Consider the following 18,060-nt stretch of genomic DNA (forward strand, 5'->3'; position numbering starts at 1 on the left):
TCGTATTACAATCATCATACTTTGTATCTCAGTTCTAGGACAATGGCTGTGAATTGCTTTTTGTGTCTATAATTGATATCCAAAAAAAATATAACGCTGCATAATATCCGCCGCGTTATATTTCTATGTACTTCTATTAGCCTCGTCTTGCGATCATCCAATACTAAACGCTCTTTTGCCAATCCCCTGCTCCAATGGCAAGCTCCAGATACCACTCACATGAATTGTGTGCCGGTATCGTTTGCGCCGTTCCATTCCCCATCGCCTTTTCAAGGGAATCGTAATACCCGATACTTGGCTCTAAAGCACAAGTTACTCGGTCATTATACTTGCCCTCATCGATCCAAACGCCAAGGAATGGTACTTTGTCTGGCGGAACAGTTACGATCAAATAGTTGCCGCTCTCTTCGCCATACAGCCCTGACCATCCGGCAGGTACTTCCCCGTCGTAATAGAACTTTCTGGCATCCCCCGTAAGTTCCGGGGAAAGCAAGGATACGTCTTGCCAAGGGTAAGATGCACCCGCCGTAAGCTTACAACCTGCATCTACACAAAGCATTTGTTTGACGGCCTCCGGAAGCAGGATACGCGTCGGTTCTGTAACTGCAAACTGAGGATGAGGTACCCATAAAAAAGGAATCGGCAGCTCTCCCACATTTTCAACAAAGTAATCCATCCGAACCCGATCCGCATCTGGGAATGAAATCCGCCTTGTGAAACAGTACGGCAGCTTAGGACTTCGTATCGAACAAACAACCGCGTTATTCTCGATGGTATGCGTCCATGGGAGTGACCAAAGCTCACCGTGGTCAGGCAAACGAATGTCAGGATCCACCCCCGAAGGGCAAGCTATGATGGTCGGGAAGCATTCATCCCAGCCACTCATATCCCACTCGGTAAAAGATGACCCATAATCCGGCTGACGTAAAGACCTTTTGCCCGAATCGAGCATCCACTCCTTACCAGTCGGCTTGTAAACCATCGAAACCAGTTTCCCACCCAATTCAGGCAACAATTCGATCCTTATCTGTTCGCTCTCGATAATAATGGAGCTACAGCCCTTATATTTCCATCGATAAACCTCAATTGCTCCGTTCTTCTCCACCCTGCTCCTCCTCCCTTGCTCCTGGTCAAGACAGTCCTACGCATGAAGAAGTGTCTTCAATTTTACGTTTGGATTAGCCAGAGCCTCAGGATCCGGCTTCGCCTGCTGCTCAATCAGCATTTCACCGACACGGATATCCTTAGCGATGCTTGCAGCCGTACCGATGCCACTAACCGCAACCAAACGCCCTTCTTCCGTCAGATGGAAATTAAGAATGGCGGATTCCCCTATATTACGCCGCACAATACGACTTCCATAATCAGTCATGCCCGTTACTTGAAGTGTTAAATCATATTGATCCGACCAGAACCAAGGTATGCATGCATACGGCTTTACTTGTCCCAACATACTTTGGGCCGCATGCGTCCCTTGATCCTGTGCATTTCGCCAAGCTTCAAGCCGGATCGTATTCCCGCCGTAGAATGGATGATGGAAAGAACAACAATCTCCCGCTGCGAAAATATTCGGATCACTCGTTGCTAGGCTCTCATCAACGCGGATACCGTTCTCCACAGCAAGTCCGCAGGCTGCCGCCAGCTTTGTCTCGGGAATAGCCCCAATGCCAGCAACAATATGATCGCATACGATTGACGTACCGTCCGCAAGAATAACGACACTTTCTGAATCTGAGCTTGTGATGCTACTTATTCCGACGCCAAGCTTAAATGTAACACCAGCCTCACGATGCCGCTCTTCGACAATGCAGGCGATCTCCTCTGGAACCCCTCGCATGAGAATACGAGGACCGACCTCAATGACGGTTACAGAACAACCGCGTTCTATAGCACTTGCCGCAACCTCAAGACCAATAAAACCTGCGCCGATAATAGCGATGCGCCCACCAGGTTGAAGCTTATCTCTCAGTTTAAGAGCGTCATCGTAAGTTCGAAGATAAATCAACCCTAACGGCTCAATGCCCTCAATAGATAACCTACGTGGCCGTGCCCCTGTAGCAAGCAACAGCTTCACATAACGAATTCGCTTCCCATCCGCCAATTCAACATGCTGAGCATCTCTGTCAATCCAGATCACTACGCTGTCGGAAATAAAGTCAATCTGATGATGCTGTAATTTCGCCAAATCCATAATAAATACTGGCGAGGGCACATTCTCTCCCTTCAGAGTATCCTTCGAAAGCGGCGGCCGTTCATATGGGGCCCATTTCTCCTCCCCGATAAGTGTTATGCTGCCTTCCCAGCCTTGCGTTCGAAGCTCGATAGCCGCACGCACGCCAGCTTCCCCTGCACCAACAATGACCATACCTGAATCAGCCATGTTTCATCCTCCTCTAGTCGACCCTGATGTAAACCTTGCCTGCTTCAACCATAACGGGGTACATCTTTAAATCTACACATACCGGTGCTCGCTTCGCCTGACCAGTCGTAATATCGAATCGACCATTATGCTTGGGACATTCAATTGTATTGCCCATAACCAATCCGTTCGATAGATGAAATTTTTCATGCGTGCAATAACCATCTGATGCGAAGTAACTGTTGGTATCCGTACGATAAATAGCAAATGTTCGGTCGTTATAGTCAAAGCGGATGACGTCCTCTTCCTCGATCTCATCTGCAGAACATGCCTCAATCCATTCGTTAAGCTCCATGTGTCATTCCTCCTGTTGTCACTTTGCTTGCACGAGTTCCTTGTGCTGCGGATGTGCTTCCCAGCGGACTATGCATATAAGGCCGTGCGGTACTTGGTAAAGGCTTAATGATGGTATAAGACGGGTCTTTTCCCTGTTTAATTAGTGCAATAATAACCTCTTTAAGCGCTGCACCCAAGCTTCGGCAAGGCTCCGGACAGTCTGGTTGCATCTCTTTATGCAGAGCCGGCAGTGCGTGATAAGGAACCATCGGAAACATATGGTGCTCGATATGATAGTTCATATTCCAATATAAAAATCTGAAAAAAGGATTTAAATACATCGTTCTCGAGTTCAAGCGATGATCCAATACATCCTCATACATGCCCAAATGCTGTGACATTCCGAAAAGCAGCATCAAGAGCGTTCCGTAAAATGTTGGCAGACCCACAAACATGAGGGGGAGAAAGCTGTGCAGATACACAGACAACCCGATAACCGACAGTAAAATGAGTAAGTAAATACGAGCCTCCAAATAGGACTTTGGACGTTCTGATTGCGGAATGTACTCATTTTCCGTTGCATCCACTTTCCCGACGCAATGCAATAGAAATCTTTTGATTTCTATTGGCCCACCGTACAGATGGAGAATTTCCATGAAAAGGACCTTCCAGATCGGAGGTCTCTCAGTCAGAATTTCAGGGTCGCGACCAACGATATACGTATCGCTATGATGACGCGAATGGCTCCAGCGCCAAGGCGTAGCCGATCGCAGAACCATGAAGGAAGCAATTTGATAAATGACTTCGTTCATCCATGGTGTCTTAAACGCGGTACCATGCCCGCATTCATGCCAACGTGAGTCACCAGGCGAGGCATATAGCGTCCCATATAAGAAAAATGCAGGGATTGCCCACCATGTGCCCCATGAGTAATACGCCAGCACGCCAGTGCCAATCAGCAGCGCAAACCAGATGATCGTATCTCGAATCGCGGGACCGTCCTTTCGCTTCATGAGCTCCTTCATCCTCTGTCGCGGGATGGGCGATTGGTACCATTCCGATGTTACCAGCCCTCTCTCTTGAGCCCTCTTATTTTCAGGTCCGGTGAGACTATAATCTCTTTTGATTTTAGTAGATGCCATCGTTCTCTCCTCCTTATTCACATGGGAAAAGCTCCCTATCCCATCGTTTCTTCCACATACTCAAAAGGCTTCCAGGGTGAATCCGTAGGTACACGGTTTTGTTCTAGATGTGGCTGAGTCGTTGTCCATTGACCTTGTTTAACCAATTGACGCCATATGTCTTCCACGATTTCGTATGAAAGTAGTGATGTTGGTTCACTTGCGTCCATAGGGCTATGAAAGCTCACTTTCATTTGATCAGCTTGTTTACACAACTCATTCAGACAAGCATGCATAATGCGCTCGCCATGCTCGGCGCTTGCTTCCAGGGCATCCTCACCTAGCGCAAGTCTCCCCCCTGAACCGTCCTGCAATTGCAGATGTAATCGTGTAAAATCTACAAGATCCGGACGAAGAAATTGAAGCTGAGAAATTTCGTATTTTCCTGCATGATCTCCTGCATACATGCCCTCAACTAACTCAGGATCGCTTACCACTCGGATAACTACACCCGTTTGGGCTGAAAATGCTTCCGCAACCTTGCGAAGATCATATTGGTTTCCACCGCTATGTCCGCTGACCACGAATATCGATCGGAATCCCGCATTGACGAATGCGCGAAGCTGATACAAGAAGAAAGGAAGCATAATATGAGGAGGCATCCCCGTCATATGTGGATTTTCTCGCCCCACTGTATCCTCCAACCAGCGCGCGTGATAGCCGGACTCATGAATGTGATAGCCAAGAGCGGGTGCCACGATACCCCCGCATCTTCTTGCCGCCTCGATGCATAACCATTCTGCTTTGATGGTATCCAGCCCGAATGCGGATATTTGGCCGTGAGGCTCGCAAATGCCTAGCGGAAGGAAGACAAGCGGATTATGGGCCAAACGTCTTTTAAATTCATATGGCAATAGCTCCGACCATAGCACTTTTTCCGAGCTACCAAAATTTAGTGTCATAGAAATTACGCACCCATCGGTGATATTTACGAATTTCTTCAAATACGTCATCCGGTAGCGGTTCCTTATCGACAGCTGCAATGTTTTGGTCGGCATACTCAGGCACATGCATCGAGACTAGAGCGGTGGTAACCGCTGGATGCTTCAATACGAATTTAATCGCAAGCTCCGCCAAATTGTTTGCATACTGCGGAATAAATTGACGCAGACGCTCTACCCGTTCGATATACATCTCACGCGGTACATAGTCGAAATACGTCTTCCGGTAATCACCGTCTTCAAATTGGGTTTCTTTGGTCAGAAATCCCGTCAAACCGCCTTCATCCATAACACAGCGCGCAAGAAAGGCAACACCGTGCTCCTCGCAAAATGGAATTAAACAGTCCAGCGGCAGCGGATCGAAAATATTGAACACGGTCTGGACGGCGTCAATTTTGCCGCTTTGCACAAGGGCGAGCGCAATGTCATGACGTTGATCGGGAATTGAAATACCGATATACCGGATTTTCCCCTCTTCCTTCAATCGCAGCAATTCTTCCATCCAATAATCCTTCTTATCCCACTGCGGCCAGTATTGGTGAAGCTGCATAAGGTCAATTGTCTCTACGCCAAGTGTCTCCAGTGAAATTTCTGTACAACGGCGCAGCCAGCCTTGCGGGTAAGCGGTTTCAACAGGAATGTGCGTCCCCCATCCGATTGAACCAGGACCGAGGGATTGTACCTTAGAGGTAATAAACGGGCGTTCGCCACGCCATTCTTTGAGAGCAAGACCCACAATCCGTTCCGATTCGCCGTAAGCGCGTGCGGTATCAATCAACGTCACACCTTGATCCAAACTGTGCAGGACAGAATTTATTAAATACTTTTCATCATACGTACCAAAAGAGCCTCCTAAGCCCATAGCTCCAAACCCGATGCGAGATACCAGTTCGCCTGATCCAGCAAAATTAGAAAATTTCATACACGGTTAAACCTCCATTTTATGATTTTGTGAATTCCCCTGCTTCCATGCTTATATTTTACTTAGCTTTGAGGCTTTCGTATTTAGTCGAAAGCAACAGAGTTGTAACCAAAATCACACTTTTCATAAATGGAGAAGCCCATGTATACTAATAACAGCAATCTTCACCCGTTAGGAGGTATACCAAGTGTCAAAGAAGCTTTATTTTATGGAGCCGCATGATACCCTTGAACAATTAAAGCAATACTATTTTCCTCCGTATATTACGCTGGCTCACATCTTCAACGCCCCCAATGGTTGGAAGCTCAAACCGCGTATACTTAAGCAATTTCAGTTGCAATATGTGATCGAAGGGATCGCAGACTATCAGATCAACGGCCGTGATTATGTGACTAGGCGCGGCGACCTATTGTTTCACAGACCCAACGAGCTTCATCATGTCAGCACCCGTCCAGACCAACCCTATGTTTGTATTTCGATTGTGTTCCATTTTGGTGATTCGGGTTTTCCAATTCAGCAGCTTGTAGATCTAGATGACGAAACCAGAACACATAATCTAGGAAATTACCATAATCACACTCTTGAACATAAGCTCACCGAACTTGTCCATCATTACCGAATGCCAGATGTAAAGGATCATTTCCATTGTCAAAGTCTGCTCATCCAAATCTTGTATCAACTATCTACACACAAAAAAGAGCTTGCCGTCCGATCTTCAAATAAAGAAGATGCAAACAGAGCTAAGCTCATCGTTATACGTAATTATATGACCAGCCATCTACAGGATGGCTTTAAGCATCAAGACCTGGAGAAGCTTTCCGGATGGAGCCGCAACTACATCATCACACAGTTCCGCAATGCCTTCGGCATGTCACCTATGCAATATCTGGTCTGGATTCGACTGGAAAAAGCCAAAGAACTAGCCTTACAATCAGGACTTTCTTTCGGTGAGATCGCAAATAGGGTCGGCTACACCAATATTCATGCTTTTGCAAAAATCTTTAAGCGCAAGACAGGCATGAGCTTAAGTCAGTTCTGCAGCACAGTTTTTACCGATACGCCGGATCTTTGATTTGAGTAACGGTTATATTTGAGACTGGAAAGCACCCGAATGGGTGCTTTTTACTTGTAGATTGTAATATCAATAACACAAACAGACCTGAGGTGTCCCTCTGGCCTATTTCGTGCTCGTTCACTTAATTATCAATGCGCCCATGAATTAGCTGTTTGTCATTATCCGGCCAGGGCATAGCATATGTCGGAACGAATCGTATTCTCATATGTATAAGGCACTCCCCGCATGACCGCTTTGCTAGCAAGGACTACTTGATCCCTTTTCCCTTTAAGCGCTTTCCCAATACGTCGCTCGCTTTCTCCATGACCATATAACGGTGCTGTATCGGATATCCAAAAAAAGAAGCTACATCTTAATCCAGCTTCTTTTTACTGGCGTTTTAGGCACATTTTCAAGTAATCTCAAAACGGAACTGACATGTAATGGATTCGCTCATTTCTTTACGAGTCAGCAGTAATCGATAAAACGTCCTTTCGATGTCAGGATGCGCAACCGTCAATTGTGCTTCCACTTCAACCTGCCACTCGTTGGCTTCAAACGTCATCCATACGGCACCAATCGAAATTTGGCCCGGTCCTTTCTGCCGCGGCTCAACACCGCAAATGAACACTTCTTGGAAAGAGGCAGTAGGTTCATCCAACCTCACTTGATCTATCAGCATAAGCTGCGCGTTTTCGTTCACCGGACGGCGCCACAGGAATTGGCGATTAAATTGCTGTAATGATGGGCACTCGTAAGCTTTCGTTAAATCCAGCTCAAACAACATCTCGTCTTCTGTGATGTCTTGATTTATGATTTCCGACTTGTACATTGGACCAAAGCCTTGTCTGCAGCCGTTAATAATCGGCACAGAATGTCCATGAGAACCTGGTTGAATCATTTCATACCGATATTCCGGTTGGAAATACTGCCTGGTATACACGCCTATTCCAATATCAGCGAGCACATTAACTCCGCCAGCATGCAGTATGAAATGCCCCAAATCGTTATGGTTGTGCGGTTCCTGGTTATGTCCACCCTTCGCTGCGAATGCCGCCACACTTCCATCTGTCTGCAGCACCTTCGAGGTCACCCATTGATTTCCGGCGAAAATCCGCTCTTCTACTCTTTCTTGCGCACTGGGAACTTCAGTTGCTTCAGCAGCAGGCTGATCTGACGACCAAAGCATTAGTCTTATCGCTTCGATCCAAAGAACAGAAGCCTTGCTGGCTTGGTACGCTCGGTACGCTTCCGGCGGTAAAGAAAGGGAAGGGAATGTTTGGCGCAAACGATGGAAAAGACCGGTATGGAAACGAAGTTCTTCCGCAGCGTCGGAGAAATTGACTACTTTGCCGTTCGACAGCATGCAGTAATGCGGGAATTTCGCAATCTTCTCAATCTTCGGTTCAGCAAGTAGGTTGATGCGTCCGCCCGTGCGCTCTTTCAGTAATTCGGCAAAAAATACAAGGTTCGAAAAACCGTACTGCCAGTATACCGGACCTTCAGGGGTCGCTCCCTCCTCATCAAAACCTGATACATATTGGCGCAAAGCGCCAATTACCCGCCAGAGCATACCCGCTAGCCGTTCGCTGTCTTGCGTTAAATAAATCGCCGCGGCGCCGATGTTGCTTGAGCAAACCGCCGGCCAGTTATTCGTTTTCAACTCCCAGTTTTGCGGAACAGGATCATTGAAGTAAACCTGAAAGATGCGGCGTTCAATCTCCTCTTTGGCGCGGAAGACTACCCAAGGATGCAGTCTGTGACCGAGATGGTAGATGATTTCAGCCAGTGCAAATCCGATAGCAGCTGCCTGTAGATCGATTGTTTCACGGGGCGGAATCGGCTGATCCCAAATTCCTTTCGGATATTCATTCACATACAGCCCGGCATGTACCGGCGGAACCCAAGAATATTCATTACATACGGACCAAATCGCATTCTCAAGCCCTGTCTTCCATTCTGGACGGTCATCCGTCATGGCAAGCAAGCTGAAAGTGTGAAGCCCCGCGTATAACTGATTACGTATATTCTCAAAATTAATGTTGTCACCTGTCTCACCGAATACGATATAATCGGAAAATTGAGGTAGATTTGCTGGATTTTCCTGAATGCGTACTGCCTGTTCCTCAAGCCCTTCCCAGAACGCCGAATAGCGTTCATCCTTTCTAACTTGCATCCACCGATCGGTGGATGCAAGTTCTGGAAATAGCTTGTGCGCTTCTGACTCTGATTGCTCCAGTGCATTCTTCAATTCGCGGAGCGTTAATGTGCTGAGCATATAATCAATCCTTTGCTTTTTTTGAGTGTGCGGATAATATCGGCAGGCTTAATACGAATTTTGGAGAAAGAGGTTGGTCGTCCTATGCCATTCCTCGTCTTTCCATAAACGGTATTGCGGTTCAGCAAAATTGGAAAGGCTAGTCCCCGCAAATGGAAGCTTAGCAATTAATTTTGCCGCATCTGCGTTATACCTTTTATATCAGTCCCAGTTAACATCCGGAAAGCAATCGACCAGCAAAGTGTTATAACCGCGAATTTTGGCTTCTTCCATACATCTGGCCAAATCTTCATAAGCACCGCCAGGATGGTTCCCCTTCAGCCAAGAAAAGTCCCACATGGATATCGTCAACGGTTCGCCTTTTGTAGAATATGAAATCAAATTTTTCACGTCCTTTTCAGATAATAGTGTGCTCTATTCATTCACTAACAGCTTCAAAATATGAACCTCGTGCCCTCTACTCATTTCATGCTTCTCGCTGGATATGCGAATATTTACGGTATGTGCGCGACGATCAAGCTGGTCGGAAAACATGACAATGATTGGTCGATAAAACATCAAGCAGTATCGATCAAATAGTGGTATGGTTCGAAAAGCTCCGCCATCAATGGAAACCTCGATATCTCCGGTGTCCATTCCGGCCAGCAAGGAGATACCGACTGCCGTGCCGTTAAAGTTGAATTGGAATTCAGCCCCGGGCGTCTCCCCCAAAAAGATGTCGGCAGGCGGAGCCCAGTTGAAGAAATGCTCGGTTGTCCAGCTCTCAATCATTCGCCAATTGAAACTCGTCTCTGCTAATAAAGGTGACAGTTGCTTCCCATTCTCATAACAGACCGAATCAAGTGGCGAAGGGAGCGCAAGAGGATCTTCGGACTTCTCATTGGGTACGATTAGCTCTCTTTCCAAGAAATCTTCCATAACTTTTGCATACAAACTATAACCAAAATCATTCGGATGCACGTCATCACCGCTAATATCTTCCCATTTTAGATCCCCCGAGATGACCTTGTTATAAATGACACTGGCAATGTTTACGGAAGGAAGTCGATAATATTCAGCGACTTCTTCGTGGTTGTAAATATTGTCCTGCAGCCTGCGATTTGCCGAATAACTTTCGGAGCCCGTTCGGCGTGCGGTATAAATAAAACAAATGTCTATTCGCGGATTGCTTCGCTTGGCATGACGAATAATGCCTTCCATCGCCCGAATGGACTCTGTACGGTTTCCAGCATCATTCACGGCAAACTCGACAAAAAGGAGATCGACATCACCATGATCGAGTACATGCTCTTCTAACCGAAACGCCCCGAAGGTAGAAGTGGTTCCTCCAATAGCTGCATTAATGAACTTGAACGCCGCTTCAGGAAAGCGGCGCTCTAAATATCGATATGTCAGTGCACGGTAGCTTGTGGATTCTGAATCAGAAGCACCTTCTCCCGCTGTAACCGATCCTCCTATGAAAGCGACAGTCGCTTTATGGTCGTTTGTTAATTTATTGGCAATATGCTTTAGGCCATCACGTGTAGAACCAATATGATCCAAATACAATTCGGCAAAATTAATTTCAGTTTTCCGCTTTGATATCAACCTAAGCGCCCCCATCATTGATCATTAAAAATCCATGCCAAAATGAAACATAATACTCTTTTTCAGCCATCAATTCCTTCATCCGTCATGATTCGAAGCAAAGCATTGCTTGTGTTAGCCTGATAGTTTCACTATAACATTCCGCATCAGTACAAAATTGAAGAGTACAGCTATTGCTGCACTCTTCAATTTTAAAATCTTCTTCAAATTTACTGGATTATTTGATTGTCTGCAATCTCATTATTGAATATTCATATCGTCGAAATACACGGTGTTGGTATTTCCAACCCATTTATCCCCCAATTCAATCTTGTTGAAATTCGTTAATCCTGTTGGCGACGCGATGAGGACCCCGTCGATATACATATCTACTTTCGTGCCAGACGTATAATCCCACTTGAACTCATGCCAGCCAGTCGTTCGGGTAATATTCGTTGCCGTGTGGGTTCCTCCAACACGGTAAGCATATTTCGTTGTAGAAATACCTGTGTAGACTTCAATCCCTCGGGTGCTGATTCCATCATCCACAAAGGCTGCCATTACCATATTTGTTGATGAGGCGTTATCATAGAACCACACAGTAGCTATTTTGTTGTACGACGTCCCGAAGATTCGCTGAATCGAATCAAAATCTTCATTAATTAAGTAGCTATTGCTGCCGGAATGGGCTTGTGCCGTGGTCGTTGACGCTGTACCGTTCGTCGTAGTCCAGTTAGCTAATCCACTCTCAAAGCCGTCGAATATCGGCGGATCTGAGATCGTGATATCATCAAAATAAGCCGTATTCGTACTGCCCGCCCATAGATCGCCAATCTGAATACGATTAAAGTTCGTGGCCTCCGTAGGTGAAGCAATTAGCACTCCGTCGATATACATATCAAGCTTGGTGCCTGATGTGTAATCAAATTTGAATTCATGCCAGCCGGTGGTGCGGGTCACATTGGAGGCTGCATAGGTACCGCCGACACGATATGAATATTTGGTTGTTGACGTCGGTGTATTGACAAAGATACCTCTTGTATTAACACTGTCGTCTACCACAGCGCCATTCTGCATATTCGTTGCGGTAGCTGTGTCATAGAACCATATGGAGACAATTTTATTATAAGAAGTGTCAAAATTTTGCAGGATGGCATCCTGGTCTTGATTGATTAGGTAGCTATTGGAGCCAGAATGCGTTTGAGCGGAGCTCAGCGATGGCGTTCCAGCAGCCGTCGCCCAGTTGCTAAATCCGGATTCAAAGCCTTCTGATGTATATATAGACTGGTACACCGTCGTATCTAATGTGAGCCCTGCATCATCACAATAGGCTTCACCCGTTGCGGACGTTTTCTTAAAATAGATTGTTGCGCTAGTATTCGTCGACCCAGTCTTAAAGGACACCTTAACAAACGTCCAGGTAGAACTGGAAGAAGAAACTGATTTTTCTGTGCCGCCAAAGTCCTTAACACCAAGTGCAGCAGTTTCCCCTGCAGGCGATCTAAGCCAACCACCAGCGACATAATTCGTATTTGGCTGCAGCCCTGAAATTACCTGTGCAATTCCATCAACACCTCCACTTAGCTTCATACCATAGCTATGTGATCTGGACATTCCTGCATTAGCTGCTTTGCCCCAGTGATTGTCACTGACAACAACAGCATTGCCCGCATCCGTTGTATTCCAGCTCGACAAGTCCCCATTTTCGAATCCGCCATTAACGGCTAAGTTCATATTAAGTGTCGATGGTGTTGTATATGTTGGATTAGGAGGGCTTGCAAAGTTGTGACCGGCAGTCCAGCCTGTGCTTCCGTATTCAAATGCCCCAATATCAGGTGCACTTCCAACATAGCCGTCCGTAATACCTGGAATCACAATTCCTGTGTCTTTTGCTGGCGAGGTAGACAGTAATTGATAGTTCCGACTGGCTTCATTAACGAATCCAGGTGAACTCGTTACTTGGCTGCCATGCACAGTATAGGCATTTGACTCCGCATCATATCCTGTGATGATGTTGTTGAATATTCGAGTTCCATACATATCCGTTGTAAACGCATTAGAAGCTGCTGATTGAATGGCCCACGCATTTGTCCAAGCAGTGTTGTTGTAGGCCAGGTTATAATTTGAAGGAATATTAAGCTGAAGACCAGCGTTATTCCACGTCACGTTATGATGAATGATGAAATTGTTCGTATAGGCATCCAAATAGATACCCGGCTTCGTGGCAGGTGCTTTATTATCATGAACATAGTTGTGATGAATTTCCGTATTCTGTCCATCTACATTCGGTCCGTACAACATGCCCAAGTCATCTGAAAGCCATCCGGCGTTGTAGATATTATTATACTGAATCTCGTTTGCTCTCATCGGGCTGGTGAAATAAATCGTTACTCGCCCTGCATCCGCCACTGTATTATGGCTAATCAGGCTGTTTGCGCCCTTCAGGTTCACAAGACCTTCCCAATCTGGTACATATCCCCCGTCGTGAATATAGGAGTTGATTACATTATTATACGAACCGCCGACCGTAACCAGGCTTCCAGAGCTGTATGCAAACTCGCTGTCCTTAAGCACGTTATAGCTGCCGTTCAGCAATAAACCAGTATTGGTTTGCTCCTGGACAGAAGTGTTTAGCTTGTTATGGGACAAATATTTCGCCACGATTCCTTGGAACGTAAGGTGGTTAGAAGAACTGTCCGTCACAACCCTAGACGCAGTCGTTTGAACCCCGTTTAAAGTTATATATGCTTTGCCGGATAAATCAAACGAGGTATCCCGACGCTTAGCATCTACCGTTAGGGTGGAAGGATCACCGCCGCCAGGCACCCAAATGTATAACTCGGAATTGGCGGAGTCGTACCACCATTCATTCGCTGTGTCTAGCATCGCTTTGATTCCGGACAAATAATAAGGGTCCCCGGATGTAGGCGCATATCCCCCACCTGCTCTCAACGGACCCAAAGTGAGCTTTTTGGCCACCGTGTCGTATGCAGTGATTGTTGGCGTCTGGACGATCCAGTCCCAGCCGCTTTGAATCCACATCGTAGCTCCTGTGAAATCGACGTTCCCTGGCAGGGCCGAATCAATTACTTGGGTGGCATTGCTTCCACTGTCTGTTGTCGCCCGAGTAGGTTGCAGCATCGTGCCTGTCTGATTCGGCCACCGCGCTTCGTCTATCATCACGCCACCGACAAACACCTGGTTTCCAGCTGCCAAGTTCCAGTTCATCGGTGCTTTGTAAATATTGCCGGAATCTAACGTCCAACCTGTAACAAGATCAGCACCGCTTACTATAGCCGTTTCACCATTATAGTTCTGATAAGTAATCGGACTGCCCGATGTACCTGAATTGGTTGGAGTGACCGTTTCACGGTATGTACCTCCACGAATATTTACCGTGTCGCCTGCTGTCGCTACAGTTGCAGCCTTCTGAATCGTTTGGAATGGTGTAGAAAGAGATGTACCATTATTGAAATCGCTTCCATTTATGTCCACGTAAAACGTAGTTCCAGCAGCTTTCACCGTTGTTTCAAACGGGGCCGCAACTGAAAAAGGTGCGATCAATAACGATGCAATTAATAACTTGCTTAAATTTCCTCTCAAACTACCAGAAAACTTAGTCACTTTACTCACTCCCTTTAATTTTACTATCATCTACAAGAATGAACTCTTTCGAAATGACGATAAAACTTGTAATGCGTTTATGCCGCATTCAGTATTATTAATCCCCTCCTTTTTCTAGTTTACTGAAACTGGCTTTCGGGCCCTGCGTTTAACCATTGTGGGAATCCAATTTGGAAGGATTCCCACCTGATTACTGCCATCGCTTTGTTCACTGAGAGGAGCTTAGATTACTTCGTTTTTTTCCACTCATCAAGTTGCTTCTGAGCTTCTGCAATAACTTTATCAACGCCAGCTTGCTTCAACTTCTCTTGAAATTCTTTCAGTTTCTCGCTTGCAGCTACTGTACCTGTTGCAAGACCTGGGTTATATTGATCAACAACAGTCGCAATGTTAGCAATTTCCGCAACAACTGACGCCGGCACAAACTTAAAGCCCATAAGCGGAGACGGTTTAGCCGTTTCGTTTTCTTTCTTCGTATCAGCTACTACATTTGGATCTGTACCTTCAACCAGGAAAGCGTTGAATGTGTTACCGAATACCCAGCTTGCGTTAGGCACATAACCAGCATCCTTGTTAATTTTGACTACATTATCGGATACTTTCGTGTAATGCTTACCTTCAACGCCATAGCTGATTGTGTTATACAGCTCTTTGTCCGTGTTCAGCAAGTTAATGAACATCATTGCTCGCTCAGGGTTTTTGGACGTTTTGCTAATGGCTTGCATCGTTGTAATGATGGAGCCTGTACCTGCCCATGTTTCAGTGATCGGAACAACAATCACATCATTACCGCCATTTGCAGTCTTATACGAAGTTGGACCGGCTGGATTCAATACGTTGTGGAATTGAACAACTGCGTTGCCTGTTTTCTCAATGTCCGCTTTGTTTTTCAATGTAGCTGCGTTATCGTTGATTAAGGCTTTATCATGCCAGTTCTTAATTAAACCCAAATATTTCGCGAACTGCGGAGTCTCGTAAATATTGATGACTTTGTCCGGATTTGTTAGATCAATCCCAACAACGTTCGGTACAATTACTTCTAAACCGTTAGTGCGCATCATATTATTGAATCTTCCACCGCGATCCACCAAGAACGGAACGATATCTTTAGATTCGCCTGCTTTAACTTTTGCCAAGAATGGCTCGATATCTTCAACCTTTTTGATGGAGTTGACGTCCAAATTGTATTTGTCAGCATATTTCTTTTGGATAATGAAGCCTTCTTTGTTCGTTACCGTTTGATAGTTCGGAACACCGTAAATTTTGCCACTAATTTTAGTTGCATCCCACACGAATCCAGGCAGGGACTTCGTCACTGTTGGCGCATACTTATTGATCAAATCGTCCAGTGGAAGGAAAGCTCCCTTTGACTGGTTAGTTACATAGTCAAAGTTCCAGTTAGACGTCCATGCGATGTCGAAATTTTCGCCAGCTGCAACAGTTGTGTTCATCTTTTGTGTGTAGTCACCGAATGCTTGCGGTTGCAATTTAACTGTCGCATTAATTTTAGCTTTTGTGATTTTGTTAATAGCTTCCTGAACGGTTGCCATATCTGCCGGAATCGCGGCTAGCGGGAAGTTCCAGATCAATTCTACTGGCGCCAGTTGCTCAACCTTGGCAGTAGCCGCCGCGCTAGCTGCTGGACTAGCTGTGGAAGTGCTTTCAGATCCTTTACTTCCGCATGCCGACAATAAGACAGCGAGACTCACTGCTCCCGTTACAACTTTAAACATTTGCTTTTTCATAGAATTTCCCCCTAATAGAATTTAGTTTTTTTGATTGCTTATATATCAACTGCAGCTACATGATAAGCTGCAGTTCGATAACGAAAGTCTGGTTAACCTTTGATGGCGCCAACGGTAAGACCGCTGATGAAAAACCTTTGGAACATCGGAAAAATAATCATCATCGGTCCGGCTGCAAGTACAGCCATAGCCATTCTAGCCGATAAGCTTGGGAAGTCCGCGAGATTAAATTGGACATTCACCGTTGCGATGTTGTTCGATAAGAATTCAATGGTGCTCATGATGCGGTAAAGAAGCAGTTGAAGCGGTATTAGCTTCTGGTTATCGATAAACAATAATCCTAGCCACCAATCATTCCAATATTGGAAGGAAATGAACAGCCCTATTGTGACAAGCGCAGGTACTGATAAGGGAATCACCATTGTGAAAAAAATGCGCCACTCATTCGCACCATCAATTTTCGTCGACTCGATGATTTCAAATGGAAGTTTATCCATAAAGCCCTTCATGATGAGAATAAAGAAAGGACTTAGTAAATAAGGAACGATAAGCACCCAAATCGTATCCTTCAAATGCAAATACTGCGATATCAGAATGTAAAACGGAACAAGTCCTCCACTGAACAAGCTTGTAAAGAAAACGTATAACGTCATCATTTTGCGGTAACGATAATCGCGTCTTGAGATCGTATAAGCCGTCAAACTCGTAAAGAGTAAACCGAAAAATGTCCCGACGAGTGTAACGAATATGGTAACCCCGTATGCACGTAACAGCGCCTTGGGAGCATCCAAAATGATATCGTAAGCCTTCGTACTGAATTGCAAAGGAATCAGATGATAGCCATGTGTCAATAACGATTTCTCATCCGTCAACGAAATGGATATGACGAGAACAAGAGGCACTAACAGCGCCAATGACAGTATACAGAAGAACAGGTTAATCATTTTGCCTGTCCAGTTCATTCTGTTGCTTTCCGTTTGCATACATACATCCCTCCTTACCAAAGTGAATTATCTTCGTTAATTTTTTTGACAACCCAGTTGGACAGCAGCACCAGAATGAATCCAACGACAGACTGATAGAGTCCAATCGCGGTCGACATCCCGAAATCTCCAACTATTCGCAGCGACCTATATACGTACGTATCGATAACATCAGTCGCGTTATACAAGAAGCTCGTATCATTAGGAATGAAGTAGAATAATCCGAAATCAGCACGGAAAATACCGCCGATAGCGACAATCAACAAAATCACGATAAGTGGTGTCAGTAACGGTATTGTAATCTTGCGGATCATTTGCCATTTGGAAGCGCCATCAATCTTGGCGGCTTCATAGTAGCTCGAATCGATGGAAAGAATACCCGCGTAATAGATAAGCGTTGAGAAGCCTACGCCTTTCCATAACTGTGTAAGTACGATAATAAACGGCCAATACTTGGCTTGTTCATACCATTTGATCGGCTGTTCGCCGAACGCTTGCAGCATGACGTTCATAAAACCGTTTTTATGATCCATAAACCCGAAGACGACATATCCGACAACCACCCATGATAAGAAATAAGGTAAAAACAAGATCGTCTGATGCACTTTAATCCATCTTCGAGAAATCTCATTTAGCAGAATGGCTAATGTAAGCGCAAGCACTAAGGTTAAGATAATAAAAGAAAGATTATATAGAATCGTGTTGCGTGTTACCGTGAAAGCTTTGTCTGATTTAAAAAAGAATTCAAAATTTTTAAATCCGATCCATTTGCTTCCCCAAATCCCAAGATCGTATCGGTATTGTTTAAATGCAAGGACAAGACCGATCAAGGGCAAATAGTTGAAAATCAATTTATACAGGATCGCTGGCAATGACATAACGAACAATTCCCGATTACGTTTGAAGTGCTTCCACTCCCGTTGTAGCATTTGTTTCCCTCCCTGCGGTGTTTAACCGTCGTTGTATGCACTTATTATTGGGGGAAATCTGCACAAATAACTACTACAATAAATAAAAAACACTACACTTTTCTCCCACACAATCTCAAATACACTGTATTTTTAGCTATTT

The 18,060-nt window shown here is 45.4% G+C and carries 14 protein-coding genes and 1 pseudogene; 1 reads left to right on the plus strand and 14 read right to left on the minus strand.

Annotation, left to right across the window (positions count from 1 at the left end):
* Positions 1-163: 163 nt before the first annotated feature.
* From AC58PQ_RS13695 to AC58PQ_RS13720, 6 genes are read right to left on the minus strand one after another with little or no spacing between them, the layout of a single operon-like run.
* Complete coding sequence (locus tag AC58PQ_RS13695; protein WP_497242477.1) at positions 164-1,105, minus strand: aldose epimerase family protein; 942 nt, start codon at positions 1,103-1,105, stop codon at positions 164-166.
* 36 nt (positions 1,106-1,141) lie between these two features.
* The gene (locus tag AC58PQ_RS13700; protein WP_497242478.1) at positions 1,142-2,380 is read right to left on the minus strand and encodes an NAD(P)/FAD-dependent oxidoreductase; all 1,239 of its coding nucleotides are present in this window, start codon (positions 2,378-2,380) and stop codon (positions 1,142-1,144) included.
* A gap of 13 nt (positions 2,381-2,393) precedes the next feature.
* Positions 2,394-2,714, minus strand: coding sequence for a MocE family 2Fe-2S type ferredoxin (locus AC58PQ_RS13705; RefSeq protein ID WP_497242479.1), 321 nt, complete (start codon positions 2,712-2,714; stop codon positions 2,394-2,396).
* On the minus strand, positions 2,704-3,837 hold the full coding sequence (locus AC58PQ_RS13710) for a fatty acid desaturase family protein (protein ID WP_497242480.1): 1,134 nt from the start codon (positions 3,835-3,837) through the stop codon (positions 2,704-2,706). The genes AC58PQ_RS13705 and AC58PQ_RS13710 overlap by 11 nt, the downstream gene beginning before the upstream one ends.
* A 35-nt stretch (positions 3,838-3,872) precedes the next feature.
* Positions 3,873-4,778, minus strand: a complete 906-nt coding sequence (locus tag AC58PQ_RS13715; RefSeq protein ID WP_497242481.1) for a creatininase family protein — start codon at positions 4,776-4,778, stop codon at positions 3,873-3,875.
* A complete protein-coding gene (locus tag AC58PQ_RS13720; RefSeq protein WP_497242482.1) occupies positions 4,759-5,739 on the minus strand; it encodes an aldo/keto reductase in 981 nt (326 codons plus the stop codon). Before AC58PQ_RS13720 ends, AC58PQ_RS13715 begins: the two co-directional genes overlap by 20 nt.
* 187 nt (positions 5,740-5,926) lie before the next feature.
* Here AC58PQ_RS13720 and AC58PQ_RS13725 point away from each other — a divergent pair, with 187 nt between their 5' ends.
* Positions 5,927-6,811, plus strand: coding sequence for a helix-turn-helix transcriptional regulator (locus AC58PQ_RS13725; RefSeq protein WP_497242483.1), 885 nt, complete (start codon positions 5,927-5,929; stop codon positions 6,809-6,811).
* A 188-nt stretch (positions 6,812-6,999) separates the two neighbouring features.
* Here the strand turns inward: AC58PQ_RS13725 and AC58PQ_RS13730 are convergent.
* From AC58PQ_RS13730 to AC58PQ_RS13765, 8 genes and pseudogenes are all read right to left on the minus strand, one after another.
* Positions 7,000-7,140 (minus strand): annotated as a pseudogene (locus AC58PQ_RS13730) (aldo/keto reductase); the annotation flags it as partial.
* A 65-nt stretch (positions 7,141-7,205) separates the two neighbouring features.
* Positions 7,206-9,071 (minus strand): hypothetical protein, encoded by a 1,866-nt coding sequence (locus AC58PQ_RS13735; protein ID WP_497242484.1) that lies wholly within the window; start codon positions 9,069-9,071, stop codon positions 7,206-7,208.
* 201 nt (positions 9,072-9,272) lie between these two features.
* Entirely contained in the window at positions 9,273-9,452 is a 180-nt protein-coding gene (locus AC58PQ_RS13740) for a cellulase-like family protein (RefSeq protein WP_497242485.1), read from the minus strand.
* A gap of 33 nt (positions 9,453-9,485) precedes the next feature.
* A complete protein-coding gene (locus AC58PQ_RS13745) occupies positions 9,486-10,658 on the minus strand; it encodes an SGNH/GDSL hydrolase family protein (RefSeq protein WP_497242486.1) in 1,173 nt (390 codons plus the stop codon).
* A gap of 240 nt (positions 10,659-10,898) precedes the next feature.
* Entirely contained in the window at positions 10,899-14,261 is a 3,363-nt protein-coding gene (locus AC58PQ_RS13750) for a right-handed parallel beta-helix repeat-containing protein (protein ID WP_497242487.1), read from the minus strand.
* A gap of 227 nt (positions 14,262-14,488) precedes the next feature.
* Positions 14,489-16,006 (minus strand): ABC transporter substrate-binding protein, encoded by a 1,518-nt coding sequence (locus AC58PQ_RS13755; protein WP_497242488.1) that lies wholly within the window; start codon positions 16,004-16,006, stop codon positions 14,489-14,491.
* Between the two features lie 92 nt (positions 16,007-16,098).
* Positions 16,099-16,989 (minus strand): carbohydrate ABC transporter permease, encoded by an 891-nt coding sequence (locus AC58PQ_RS13760; RefSeq protein ID WP_497242489.1) that lies wholly within the window; start codon positions 16,987-16,989, stop codon positions 16,099-16,101.
* A 14-nt stretch (positions 16,990-17,003) separates the two neighbouring features.
* Positions 17,004-17,918 (minus strand): ABC transporter permease, encoded by a 915-nt coding sequence (locus AC58PQ_RS13765; RefSeq protein ID WP_497242490.1) that lies wholly within the window; start codon positions 17,916-17,918, stop codon positions 17,004-17,006.
* Positions 17,919-18,060 lie beyond the last annotated feature (142 nt).

The sequence above is a fragment of the Paenibacillus sp. J22P143 genome (assembly GCF_059692035.1).

Excerpts from the sequence above, each read along its gene's own strand:
- AC58PQ_RS13735 (WP_497242484.1), bottom strand. The coding sequence starts at position 9,071 with ATGCTCAGCACATTAACGCTCCGCGAATTGAAGAATGCACTGGAGCAA.
- AC58PQ_RS13765 (WP_497242490.1), bottom strand. The coding sequence starts at position 17,918 with ATGCTACAACGGGAGTGGAAGCACTTCAAACGTAATCGGGAATTGTTC.
- AC58PQ_RS13720 (WP_497242482.1), bottom strand. The coding sequence starts at position 5,739 with ATGAAATTTTCTAATTTTGCTGGATCAGGCGAACTGGTATCTCGCATC.
- AC58PQ_RS13755 (WP_497242488.1), bottom strand. The coding sequence starts at position 16,006 with ATGAAAAAGCAAATGTTTAAAGTTGTAACGGGAGCAGTGAGTCTCGCT.
- AC58PQ_RS13700 (WP_497242478.1), bottom strand. The coding sequence starts at position 2,380 with ATGGCTGATTCAGGTATGGTCATTGTTGGTGCAGGGGAAGCTGGCGTG.
- AC58PQ_RS13715 (WP_497242481.1), bottom strand. The coding sequence starts at position 4,778 with ATGACACTAAATTTTGGTAGCTCGGAAAAAGTGCTATGGTCGGAGCTA.
- AC58PQ_RS13710 (WP_497242480.1), bottom strand. The coding sequence starts at position 3,837 with ATGGCATCTACTAAAATCAAAAGAGATTATAGTCTCACCGGACCTGAA.
- AC58PQ_RS13705 (WP_497242479.1), bottom strand. The coding sequence starts at position 2,714 with ATGGAGCTTAACGAATGGATTGAGGCATGTTCTGCAGATGAGATCGAG.
- AC58PQ_RS13760 (WP_497242489.1), bottom strand. The coding sequence starts at position 16,989 with ATGCAAACGGAAAGCAACAGAATGAACTGGACAGGCAAAATGATTAAC.